This window comes from Effusibacillus pohliae DSM 22757, from assembly GCF_000376225.1.
In the GTDB taxonomy this organism is placed as follows: domain Bacteria; phylum Bacillota; class Bacilli; order Tumebacillales; family Effusibacillaceae; genus Effusibacillus; species Effusibacillus pohliae.
On the sequence record NZ_AQXL01000118.1, the window covers coordinates 61,916 to 71,950 of the forward strand.

At 54.9% G+C, this 10,035-nt stretch carries 13 protein-coding genes; 8 read left to right on the top strand and 5 right to left on the bottom strand.

Going from position 1 to position 10,035, the window contains the following annotated elements:
• Positions 1-21 precede the first annotated feature (21 nt).
• Together cax and C230_RS0109065 are read left to right on the top strand one after the other, a co-directional pair.
• Positions 22-1,068 carry a calcium/proton exchanger gene (gene cax / locus C230_RS0109055; RefSeq protein ID WP_018131717.1) on the top strand — a complete coding sequence of 349 codons (1,047 nt, stop codon included), beginning with the start codon at positions 22-24 and terminating at the stop codon, positions 1,066-1,068.
• Positions 1,069-1,316: 248 nt separating this feature from the next.
• Positions 1,317-2,564, top strand: a complete 1,248-nt coding sequence (locus C230_RS0109065) for an FAD-dependent oxidoreductase (protein ID WP_018131718.1) — start codon at positions 1,317-1,319, stop codon at positions 2,562-2,564.
• A 177-nt stretch (positions 2,565-2,741) separates the two neighbouring features.
• Here C230_RS0109065 and C230_RS0109070 read toward each other — a convergent pair whose 3' ends face one another.
• Entirely contained in the window at positions 2,742-3,386 is a 645-nt protein-coding gene (locus C230_RS0109070; RefSeq protein ID WP_018131719.1) for a lytic transglycosylase domain-containing protein, read from the bottom strand.
• Positions 3,387-3,565: 179 nt separating this feature from the next.
• Here C230_RS0109070 and C230_RS0109075 point away from each other — a divergent pair, with 179 nt between their 5' ends.
• The 4 genes from C230_RS0109075 (at position 3,566) to C230_RS23590 (ending at position 6,526) form a co-directional block, all read left to right on the top strand.
• Positions 3,566-4,159 (top strand): DUF502 domain-containing protein, encoded by a 594-nt coding sequence (locus C230_RS0109075; RefSeq protein WP_018131720.1) that lies wholly within the window; start codon positions 3,566-3,568, stop codon positions 4,157-4,159.
• Positions 4,137-5,516 (top strand): Na+/H+ antiporter NhaC family protein, encoded by a 1,380-nt coding sequence (locus C230_RS0109080; RefSeq protein WP_083910514.1) that lies wholly within the window; start codon positions 4,137-4,139, stop codon positions 5,514-5,516. The genes C230_RS0109075 and C230_RS0109080 overlap by 23 nt, the downstream gene beginning before the upstream one ends.
• Positions 5,517-5,553: 37 nt before the next feature.
• Positions 5,554-6,009 carry a Fur family transcriptional regulator gene (locus tag C230_RS0109085; RefSeq protein WP_018131722.1) on the top strand — a complete coding sequence of 152 codons (456 nt, stop codon included), beginning with the start codon at positions 5,554-5,556 and terminating at the stop codon, positions 6,007-6,009.
• A 391-nt stretch (positions 6,010-6,400) separates the two neighbouring features.
• Complete coding sequence (locus C230_RS23590; RefSeq protein WP_018131723.1) at positions 6,401-6,526, top strand: hypothetical protein; 126 nt, start codon at positions 6,401-6,403, stop codon at positions 6,524-6,526.
• A 31-nt stretch (positions 6,527-6,557) separates the two neighbouring features.
• Here the strand turns inward: C230_RS23590 and C230_RS0109095 are convergent, their stop codons facing one another.
• From C230_RS0109095 to C230_RS0109105, 3 genes are read right to left on the bottom strand one after another with little or no spacing between them, the layout of a single operon-like run.
• A complete protein-coding gene (locus C230_RS0109095) occupies positions 6,558-7,127 on the bottom strand; it encodes a manganese catalase family protein (protein WP_018131724.1) in 570 nt (189 codons plus the stop codon).
• A gap of 21 nt (positions 7,128-7,148) precedes the next feature.
• A complete protein-coding gene (locus C230_RS0109100) occupies positions 7,149-7,418 on the bottom strand; it encodes a spore coat protein CotJB (RefSeq protein ID WP_018131725.1) in 270 nt (89 codons plus the stop codon).
• A complete protein-coding gene (locus C230_RS0109105; RefSeq protein WP_018131726.1) occupies positions 7,415-7,645 on the bottom strand; it encodes a spore coat associated protein CotJA in 231 nt (76 codons plus the stop codon). Before C230_RS0109105 ends, C230_RS0109100 begins: the two co-directional genes overlap by 4 nt.
• Positions 7,646-7,874: 229 nt before the next feature.
• On the opposite strand from C230_RS0109105, the gene C230_RS19975 reads away from it, so the two are divergent.
• Both C230_RS19975 and C230_RS22530 read left to right on the top strand, forming a co-directional pair.
• A complete protein-coding gene (locus C230_RS19975; protein WP_018131727.1) occupies positions 7,875-9,104 on the top strand; it encodes an MFS transporter in 1,230 nt (409 codons plus the stop codon).
• Between the two features lie 358 nt (positions 9,105-9,462).
• A complete protein-coding gene (locus C230_RS22530; protein ID WP_156807408.1) occupies positions 9,463-9,723 on the top strand; it encodes a hypothetical protein in 261 nt (86 codons plus the stop codon).
• A 136-nt stretch (positions 9,724-9,859) separates the two neighbouring features.
• Here the strand turns inward: C230_RS22530 and C230_RS19980 are convergent.
• Positions 9,860-10,035, bottom strand: a 176-nt coding sequence (locus C230_RS19980) for an ATP-binding protein (RefSeq protein ID WP_018131190.1), incomplete at its 5' end; no start/stop codon positions are given.

Genomic DNA, 10,035 nt, shown 5'->3' on the forward strand with positions numbered 1-10,035 from the left:
TTTTCCGAAGGGAGATGGAGTATGCTGCAACGGATTTTGACGATTACATTGATTGTGTTCCTGCCGTTGACGGTGATCGGAAACTTCTTGCATTTTCCGGAAGTGTTATTGTTCGTGCTGGCCTGTGTCACGATCATCCCGTTGGCCGGGATTATGGGCAGGGCGACCGAGAGCATCGCGATCCACAGCGGTCCGCGGATCGGCGGCTTGTTAAACGCCACGTTCGGCAATGCGGTCGAATTGATCATCGCGTTTTTGGCGCTGCGGCAGGGGTTGACCCAGGTCGTGCAGGCGTCCTTGACGGGCGCGGTGATCGGCAATTTGCTGCTGGTCGCCGGACTCAGCTTTCTCGTAGGAGGCATCAAGTATCCGATCCAAAAATTCAACGCGGCGATCGCCCGCACCAATTCGTCGATGATGCTGCTGGGGGTTGTGATCGCGTTAATCATCCCCGCCATTTTTTCCTTGCAAAATCCGCAAATTGCCAACAAACTGAGCATCGGCGTGGCCGCGGTGTCGCTCGCCTTGTACCTGCTGGGACTGTATTTTGCGCTGTTTACGCATAAGCACGTGTTTCATTTTACGGAGGATATGGAAGAAGAATCGGCCGAATGGTCATTGGGCAAAGCATCCGGCATCCTGGCGGCATCTACGGTGGCGGTCGGCTACGTGTCGGAAATCCTGGTGCATACAATCGAGACCGTGTCCCATACGCTCGGCTGGTCGGAAGTGTTTATCGGGGTGATCATCGTCGCTATCATCGGCAATGCGGCGGAGCATAGTTCGGCGATTTTAATGGCCTGGAAAAACCGGATGGACGTATCGCTTGAAATTGCGGTGGGCAGTTCGTTGCAAATCGCCATGTTTGTCGCTCCCGTGCTGGTGTTTGCCGGCTGGTTGATCGCCAAACCGTTGCCGCTCGTGTTCTCCTGGCCGGAGCTTGCGGCCATGACATTGTCCGTCCTGTTGACCGCCTTTTTGGCAAACGACGGGGAATCGAACTGGTTGGAAGGCGTGATGGCGCTTGGCGCGTATTTGATTATCGGGATTGGGTTTTATTTTCTGTAAAGAAACAATCGGATGGAAGGCCCTATTTGGCGACAGGGCCTCTTTTTTGTTCAGATCGGTTGATCATTGCGGGAAATGTGTGCGCGATTACATTTCCCGGTTACCAGATTGACAGATGCGGAATTCTTTTATAAAGTAAATATAATATTAGAATTACTCTAAAATAAAGAGAGGATCAGTGGTTGGAAACGATAAGACGTGTCCCATCAAAAGTATCCGCAGATGGGAGATACAGGGGAGGCTATCTGATGAAAAAAGCGATTTTGTACTCGAGCACCGGTTGTCCTTACTGTGAGAAAATCAAAAAAGACCTGCAAAATTGGGGAATCGTATATGAAGAGCGGAATGTAACGGTCAATCCGGATTATTTTCATGACCTGCACGAAAAAGGAATCTTCTCGACACCCGTCACTTTTATTGACGGGGAAGCGTTCATTGGCTACCGGCCGAACAAGATGAAAGACTATCTGGGTATTCAGGAAGAGGCGACCGCCAGGAAAAACGATCCAGGCAAAGAGACATCGGATATTTTCTCGGCGCTGTCGGAAGACATGTTCAACGAGGTCTACGATCTGGCGATCATCGGTTCCGGTCCCGCGGGCTCGTCGGCAGCCGTATATGCGGCGCGCGGACGCCTGAAGACGATTGTACTCGACAAGGCGCCCGGTGCGGGGGCGCTGGCGATTACGCATAAAATCGCCAACTACCCGGGTGTCAGCGAGGAACTGACCGGACTGGAACTGGTCGACCGGATCCGTCGGCAAGCGGTCAGTTTTGGCGCGACGTTCGTGCGCACGCAGGTGTTATCGGTCCATCTGCAGGACGAGATCAAGCAACTGAAAACTCCGGAAGGCACGATCAAGGCGAAAACGGTGTTTATCGCGGTCGGCGCGCGCGGCAACAACAAAAAAATCAGAGGCGAAGAAGAGTTCACCGGCCGCGGCGTCAGCTACTGCTCGACCTGTGACGGCGCGTTTTTCCAGGATCGGATTGTCGGCGTGTCGGGCGACAACGAAGAGGCGCTGACGGAAACGATCGCCCTCGCCAAGTTCGCCAAGCAGGTGTATTTCTTCATTCCGACGAAGAAGCTGCAGGGGGAGGCGGATATCAAGGCGGTCGAACCGTACCGCAACATCGAAGTGTTGTGGCAGCACCGTGTACGCGAAGTGATCGGCACCGACAAGTTCGAGGGGGTGTTGGTGCAGAAACCGGACGGCGAACAGGAAATGTACGAGCTCGACGGCGTGTTCTTCTACCTGGCGGGGAACAAGCCCAACACCGATTTTCTCGGCGATGAAGTGAAGCGGGACAAGGACGGCTACGTTGTCGTCGACGAGTTCCTGCGGACGAACCTCGACGGTGTGTTCGCCGGGGGTGATGCGCGGCGGACGCCTGTCAAGCAGGCGGTGGTTGCGGCTGCTGACGGTGCGATCGCGGCGATGGGTGCCGATGCGTACGTCAACAAGCGGAAGAAGCTGGTTCCGCAGTATAGTTGAGCAGTACAGTTGATCGGATGGCTGGCGATGCCGCCGGCATGTGACAGCGCCTCTCCCAGCCGGCAAACACGGGGAGAGGCGCTGGCGGGATTGCCCCTCAACGTGCGGACACGGAGCAGGTGATGGCGGGGGTCGCTTTCAACGTGCAAACACGGGGGAGGGGCGATCGTTTTTTGCTCAGGCTTGTGCCTGATAGTGGCGCAGAATGTTTGCCACATAGGCGCGCGTTTCGGAAAACGGTGGAATTCCGTTGAATTTGTCGACATTGCCGGGCCCTGCGTTATAGGCGGCCAGGGCAAGCGCGACATTACCATTGTAGTGATCCAGCAATTGTTTCAGGTAGCGGGTACCGGCGTCGATATTTTGTGCCGGGTCGTAGGCGTTTGTCACTCCCAGCGATCTCGCGGTCGACGGCATCAGCTGCATCAACCCCATCGCCCCGACCGGAGAAGTGGCGTCGGGGCAAAAATTGGACTCCTGCCGGATGACCGCCCTGATCAGGTTGGCATCGACTCCGTGCCGGGCTGCCGATTGTTCGATCAGGTGGTCGATGTTTGCGGTAGACTGCGGCACAGCGGAAATGTTGCGCATAACGGGGGTTGCCGTTAAGGGCAGCCATGAAGTGTGCCCGTTTGCAGGTTGCGGCTCCATTCGAACAGTGGGAGGCGCACCGTCGTCTGCCGTTTCCGTCAGAGCGTCTGCCAGCAACTGTTGCAGGTATTCGCTGAACAGGCCGGCCGCGGCTGCCGGTTGTTCAGAAGCGAACGGCATCGCTTGCAATGACCTGATTTGCATATAGGCTGCAACGATTCTTGGATCCATCTCGTTTGATCCTCCTAAAGGATTCCCGCGAAAGTGGCATAAAACTTCGCAGCGAATTCCTATTCCTTTCGTGGGGATCCGAAAATGACCTGCTGCTCAACGCACTGACTATAGTTTACTGGAACTGGCCCGGCAAGGTAAACTGAATAGAGTCATAGGTCTTTTGGAGGAGGCGGCGCATGAAACGGTTCATGAAGTATTTTGTCAATGGCTTGATTACAACCGCCCCGATTGCGTTGGTGCTGTACATTGTGGTGCAGGTATTCGAGTTTTCGGACAATTTATTGGGGCGCTATTTGAAAGCACGGATGGGCGATGGATACATACCGGGTGTCGGCCTGTTGGTCACCCTCATGCTGATTACGCTGGTCGGCTGGTTGGCGACACAGTATGTCTCCCGATCGCTTTTGCAACTGTTTGAACGACTGATCGAACGGATGCCGGTCCTGAAAAGCATCTATTCGATTGCGAAGGAAACGATTGAATCGGTGTTCGGAGAGAAACGTTCCTTTACGAAGGTGGCGCTGGTGCGGATCCCGAACAGTTCGCTGCGGTTGTTGGGATTCGTAACAGCGGAGGAGCTGGAAAAATTGTCTGCCGATTTGGACGGACACATTGCCGTCTATCTGCCGCAATCGTTTCAGATGGCGGGAGTCACCGTGCTGGTTCCGAAACAGGATGTGGAACTGCTCGCCATTTCCAGCGAGGATGCGATGCGTTTTATTTTGTCGGCGGGAGTGAGCGGACGTCATGGAACCCGGGAGAGCGCATAGAATCTCATTGGGGCTATCCGCTCTGCCGTTTGTCGTCGCTGTGTCGTCGCTGTTCGCCGCGCTATTTCTGTTTCAGCTGCCGATTTACTGCGCATTGCTGGCGGGCTGGTTGACCGCGCTGGTGATCGCCAACAGGCACGGGTTTTCACTGCGCTCTCTGTTGGCAGCCAGCTATCGTGGGATGACAAGCACCTCGATCGTCGTCATCATTCTGCTTTTAATCGGCGGCCTGATCGCCGTCTGGATGGCCAGCGGCACGGTCGCCGGTCTGATCGTTTACGGGATTCAGCTCGTGGTGCCGCAATATCTGGTGGTGACCGCTTTTCTGCTTGCCTTTATGATGTCGATGTTGCTGGGGACATCGGTCGGCACACTGTCGACGATGGGCATCGCGTTGGCGAGCATGGCGCAGGCAATTGGGATTCCGAGCGGTCTGATCGGAGGTGCTTTGATTTCCGGGGCAATGGTGGGGGACCGGACATCGCCGCTATCGGGCACACTTCACTTGTTGGCGGCGACGGTCGGGATGAAGTCGGACGAGACGTTTCGGTCGATCGTTCGCTCGGGCACTCCGGTGTTTTTCATCTGCCTCTTGTTGTACGCCTGGCTGGGCTACCAAGCGGTGGATCCGCATACTTCCGTGCAGGGGGGAGCGGAGGCGGTCCGCAAGCTGAGTTCCGTTTTTCAACTCCCCTGGTGGGTGCTGATTCCGCCGGCCTTGGTGATGCTCTTGGTTGCCTGCCGGGTTCCGATCCGCATTAATTTGGCTTTGGGAATCGTGTTGGGGGCGGTCCTCGCTTGCACGGTTCAGGGCCGTTCGTTGCAGGAGATCGCTTCGATCGCGTGGAACGGATTTTCGATCAAGGCGCCTGACGGCAGTGTTCTTTTGGAGGGCGGCGGGGTCTGGCACATGATGCATGTGGTGTCGATCATTCTGACCGCCGGGGCGTTGAACGGGATTCTGGAAATGTCCGGCATGATGGACCGGCTGATCGGCGGGGTGTTGGAACCGATCAAACGGCAGGGGAGTTTGCTTGTCGCCACCGGATTGATCTCGATTGCAGCCGGGCTGATTTTTTGCAATCAGACGCTGATGGTGCTGATCCCGGGCCGCATGCTGCAAGCAAAGTATCGGGAACTGGGCGAGCCACCGGTTAGGCTGGCGACGGCGCTGGCCGATTCGGGAGTGGTTGCGGCCGTTTTGATTCCCTGGAATCTGCACTCCATCCTCTGTGCTACGGCGATCGGCATCGCTGCGACAACGTATTGGCCCTATGCGTTTTTTGTTTGGATGTTGCCGCTGTTGACGATCGCAAAAGGAGCCTTGCGTTTGACATCACGGGAAGAAACAGATTAGAATAATAATAAAATGGCTTGAAGGGTAGGTGAAGACGATGCAACGCATGGGATTTGAAGAAACGATCGCCCAGCTTCGCGCCAACGGGGTGCGGTTGACGCCGCAGCGGCAATGGATCCTGCGTTATTTGAAAGAAACGCACGATCACCCGACGGCCGAACAGGTGCACCATGCTGTCTCGAAAGCGTTGGGCGGGATATCCCTTGCCACCGTCTACAATACCCTGCATACGTTAACCAAACTGGGAGTCATCCGTGAGTTGTCGTATGGCGACGGGTCCAGCCGATTTGACGGGAATGAAACGGAACATGCGCATCTGGTGTGCGAGCGGTGCGGTTCCGTGACGGATGTGGAGTCTCCCGGGATTGCGAACATCTGGCCGCCGGGTGCCGGCCGCACCGGTTTTGAAATCCGCTCCTATCGTCTGGAATTCTATGGATTGTGCGAAGCGTGCCGGGTGGCTGAACAGCAACCTTCCGGAGTGCAATCATAAGCTGCTATAAGTTGTGCGGAGGACGTGTCGTTCGACACGTCTTTTTTGATGCGTGTCCAGATCAATTCGGCGTTGCGACACACGGGGCCCCTGCGAAGTACTCGGAGCAAGCTGCGAAGCGCAGCGTCACTTTGCTGGGCGATGTGGCAGGCGCTTTTAGCTGAGTTACCTTTGCTGAACTGCCTATTCCGGCGAGCGGTCGGCAATACTGTTTGATACGAGTGCATGCGGGAAACGCGGCCCCGGCGGCTTGTGGGAGCGAGTTGCTGCCCGGAACGTGTGCTCGCCGATCCGGATGCCACCGACACGCAGCGGATTAAGGGGGAGTTGCTGTTACCGGCCGACGGGCTGTGCGTTTGCCCACGACCCATCGTCCGAGGAGGTGCGAGATATGGGGCAACGGCGAAAAATGAGAGCGCGCGACAAAGCGGTCCTGCTGCTCTGTTTGCTGTTCGGCCTGGGAGGCGCCGGTTATATGCTGTACCTGCAGTACTTGTACAAAACCGGCCAATTGTAAAAACGCTGATGGATCATCAGCGTTTTTACCGTCAGAAGAACTTTTTCCGTCCCTGTTCCTCTTTCAGAATCTCGACCGCCTCACGGAATCTTTGCGAGTGAATCACCTCGCGTTCGCGCAGGAACTTCAAACCGTCCTGCAAGTCGACATCGTCTGTCATGTCGATCAGCCATTGATACGTAGCGCGCGCTTTTTCCTCGGCCGCAATGTCTTCGTACAGGTCAGCGATCGGATCACCCTTTGCCTGGATATAGGTGGCCGTCCAGGGCACACCGGCCGCATTGCTGTAAAAAAGCGCCTTGTCGTGGTTCACGTAATGGTCCCCCAACCCGGCCTCCCGCATCTGATCCGGCGTCGCATCCTTCGTCAGTTTGTACACCATCGTCGCAATCATTTCGAGATGAGCGAATTCTTCGGTGCCTATATCTGTCAACAGACCTACCACTTTTGGCGGGATCGTGTACCGCTGGTTCAGATAGCGAAGCGCCGCTGCCAGTTCGCCGTCCGCCCCACCGTACTGTTCCAGCAGAAATTTTGCCATCCGAGGATCGCATTTGCTGACGCGAACCGGGTATTGCAGTTTTTTCTCATAGATCCACACAGCCGGCTTCCTCCTTTGCTTCTACACTTCCCACGGCCACGGACCTTCGCTCCACTGCCAGGGAGCGTCCGAATAACTGTGCCCGAAATGGGTCAGCGGACCGTAGTGACATTCAAATTCCTGTGCCAGTTTCCAACGTTCCTGCACATGCTGGTTGTATTGCCGGATCGCTTGCGCATCGTTCGGATGGGTATCCAGATACAGGTTCAATTCCACCAACACAAAATCGATCGCCTGCAGCTGTTCCAACAATTGGTAATAACGGGCGTCCATCTGTCTTTGATCGCTCATTCGGCATCCCTCGTTTCCCTGCGATCTCCACGACCGTGATAAGGACTGTACAAAATCGGCCACAGCACGCCGTGCCGCAACGCTTCCAGCGGCGGAAACTGGGGAAGATTCGGGGGCTGATATCCTAAAAACAGGTTCGGCGGCACTACGTATGTTTTCACAGCTTGCGGCGGACACGGGTCAAACGGACTGACATAAGGGCGGTAGGCACGTATCTGAGGATGCAACGCTTGAACCCTCCTTGCGATAGGGAGTACTAGACGATTTACCATATGTCAGCCGTCTATCCAAGGGTGCTGGGCGGATGCCCTTTTTCGGCCGCTGCCCGTGAAAATCATGCGGTTTAGGTTGCCGTACGAATCAATTCGATTTTTCCAGAGGTTGCATCACAGAACGATCTGACAATACGTGGTATACTTATCTCTCTCGCAACTTTTGCAAAAAGGGGAACAGCCAATGCGATCGAACGCCTCTTTTCGATTCTTGTTGGCGGGGCAGGCGCTTGCCAACCTGGCGGATGTGCTGGTGCTCATGTCAATCCTCACATTTTTGTTCGATGCGACGAAATCGGCGATCGTCACGGGGATGGTGCCGATTTTTCGCGTGAGCGCGCTGCTGCTCAGCGGCATGGTGGCCCCGCTGGTGATCGACCGGTTTCGCTTGCACAGCGTATTGACCGGCAGCCAGTTGGGAGAGTCGCTGTTGGTACTGATCCTCGCGCTGTTTTTTGCAGTGGGAGGCGCGGGCGCGCAGGTTCCAATTTTGTTTGGGCTTGTATTTGGCATCGCGTTTCTCAAAGGATGGACCACCCCTGCCCGAAATTCGCTGGTGGCGCGATTGGTGGAACCGGGTCAATTGGTGAAGGCGAACAGCCTGTTGGCGACGGCCGATCAAAGCGTGCAGATGGCAGCATGGGCATTGGGCGGCATGATGATCAGTTGGCTCGGCTGGAACCCGACGCTCTGGCTGTCGCTTGCGTTGTTGCTGGCGTCCACCGTTTCGCTCCGGCTGGTGGGCGACGATCAGGGCAGGCAAGCCGGCAAATCGGCAACGGTCTCCAAGCGCGAATCGCTGCAGGAAGGCTGGATCACGATCTGGAAATCCCCGGTTCTCCGCCTGGTGACGATGATGGACGTGATCGAGGGAATCGCGAACGGCGTTTGGATTGCCGGCATCATCATCGTCTATGTGGGGGAAGTGTTGCAACAGGGGGAAAGCTGGTTCGGTTTTATCAACGCCAGTTATTATGCAGGAACCATCCTTGGCGGACTGTTGGTGCTAAAATTGTCCAAATGGGTCAACCGGCAGCTCGTGCTGTCGATGATCGCCGGTTCGTTCAGTGTCAGTTTGCTCACCTTCTGGTACGCGATGACTTCGACGCCGTGGCTCGCATTGGCGCTCTGCGTGTTGATGGGGCCTGCGTTTCAGTTGCGGGATATTGCGCAAAGGACGATTTTTCAGACGAATGTGGAACTGTCGTTGCTGCCGAAAGTGTATGCCGCACAAGGAACTGTCAGTTATGCGACGTTTGGCTTGTCCGTCACATTGATGGGGGGTGTGGCCGATGCTTTCGGGGTGCGGTTGGCTTACGGTACGGCAGCCGTCCTGTTTGCCGTCTCAGCTCTGCTGGCGTTCGGGATGGGGAGAGCGTTGACGCCGCTTCACAAAAACAGGCAGGAATGGTGATCGATTGTCGCCAAAAAAATCCCCCGGATCGTGATTTTTCATTGAATGCACCGACAAATAAACAGTGTGTAGCGAAGGCGGGTGTAACCATCTGCTTGTTCAGTGCGTCTAAATATTCGAGGTGGTTAGTATCCGGATGTTTCCAATTATTTTTACCGCTGCTCTTATAGCCATGGGATGCACAAGTACCGAACCAACCAACACACTGCAAAACAAAGAAAATTGAGCACAATCCAACCCAAAGGAAATTGGCAAGTGAGTCCTACATTTGAATTGTCTGCGAAAGACGGAGAAGGTAAAGTCATTCCTGTTCCATGGTTTGGTGAAAAAGGTCGGGTAGCCATGAGCGCCCATCCGTTTGTTGCAGGACAATCCCAAAAGTATATGTGGTTATTTTGGGGAAACAAAGACGAAATCATTGGCAAGATTTAAAGTGGTCGCAACAAGTGAAAAAGGCGCCCAGCAAACCGTTCTTTCTGGTGATTTTCTTAGTGGAGAAAATTGGGGAGTACCAGCTTCTTCCCCCTCGCTTATTTCTTTACCAACAAGTGGTCTTTGGCGCTTTGACGTCTACATTGATGACAAGCTGAACGGTAGTATTGTCGTTCAGGTTAAATAAAAGGTTTGGCGTTTTTGCAAGCCTTGGTGTATTTGTCAACCCAAAATTCCGCCATTCGCTCATTTAATTTTCCCCCACCTGTGAAACAGAGAACTTACAGATGGCGGTAATTCCCCTTCGGATTTTTTTCTTGAGATTAAGCCAACTGTTGCTTCGACAGCCACTCCTTCGTTTCTTTCATCCGGTATGAATTGCCGTTCATGTTGACGATGTACGACTGATGCGTCAACCGGTCAATCATGGCGGCGGTCATGACCGGATCCTGAAAGATTTCGCCCCAGCGCTCAAACGACAGGTTGGTCGTAATGATCG

What these genes read in the sequence shown, in the direction of transcription:
- C230_RS0109065 (WP_018131718.1), top strand. Translation starts at nt 1,317, where the DNA reads ATGAAAAAAGCGATTTTGTACTCGAGCACCGGTTGTCCTTACTGTGAG.
- C230_RS23590 (WP_018131723.1), top strand. Translation starts at nt 6,401, where the DNA reads ATGGGGCAACGGCGAAAAATGAGAGCGCGCGACAAAGCGGTCCTGCTG.
- C230_RS0109075 (WP_018131720.1), top strand. Translation starts at nt 3,566, where the DNA reads ATGAAACGGTTCATGAAGTATTTTGTCAATGGCTTGATTACAACCGCC.
- C230_RS0109080 (WP_083910514.1), top strand. Translation starts at nt 4,137, where the DNA reads ATGGAACCCGGGAGAGCGCATAGAATCTCATTGGGGCTATCCGCTCTG.
- C230_RS0109085 (WP_018131722.1), top strand. Translation starts at nt 5,554, where the DNA reads ATGCAACGCATGGGATTTGAAGAAACGATCGCCCAGCTTCGCGCCAAC.
- C230_RS19975 (WP_018131727.1), top strand. Translation starts at nt 7,875, where the DNA reads ATGCGATCGAACGCCTCTTTTCGATTCTTGTTGGCGGGGCAGGCGCTT.
- C230_RS0109100 (WP_018131725.1), bottom strand. Translation starts at nt 7,418, where the DNA reads ATGAGCGATCAAAGACAGATGGACGCCCGTTATTACCAATTGTTGGAA.
- cax (WP_018131717.1), top strand. Translation starts at nt 22, where the DNA reads ATGCTGCAACGGATTTTGACGATTACATTGATTGTGTTCCTGCCGTTG.
- C230_RS0109070 (WP_018131719.1), bottom strand. Translation starts at nt 3,386, where the DNA reads ATGGATCCAAGAATCGTTGCAGCCTATATGCAAATCAGGTCATTGCAA.